Annotated in this window: 1 protein-coding gene; it reads left to right on the top strand. The window is 49.9% G+C overall.

Annotated elements, in window-relative coordinates; all coding sequences use genetic code 11:
• Nucleotides 1-411 (top strand): GntP family permease (locus NE664_14765; GenBank protein MCQ4727897.1); only part of this gene is annotated, 411 nt, incomplete at both ends.

Below are 411 nucleotides of genomic sequence, written 5' to 3'. Positions count from 1 at the left end.
AAAGATCTATCAGATTCCTAACGACGACGAAGGCTTTGACCGCCTTCCCTATCAGGAGCCGGACTATTCCATAGATTTTACAACGGATTTCAGCGGTCTTCCTTCCACACTTGAGTCATTTGCACCCCTGGTACTGCCAATCATTCTGATTCTGATCAGCACGGTATCCAGTGCACTTGGCCTTACCACCGGTTTTATGGAGATATTCCAGTTCCTTGGATCTCCGATCGTAGCGGTAGGCTTGGGACTCGTAGTGGCGATTGTTACGCTTGGAAGAAACTTAACCAGAGAAGAAGCCATTAAGGAAATGGAAAGAGGAATGGCCTCTGCAGGCATCATCATGCTGGTAACTGGCGGCGGCGGTGCCCTGGGCCAGATTATCAAAGACAGCGGCCTCGGTACATATATGGC

Origin of the sequence: Anaerotignum faecicola, from assembly GCA_024460105.1 — a bacterium.
In the GTDB taxonomy this organism is placed as follows: domain Bacteria; phylum Bacillota; class Clostridia; order Lachnospirales; family Anaerotignaceae; genus JANFXS01.
This window is presented reverse-complemented; position numbering and strand designations above follow the sequence as displayed.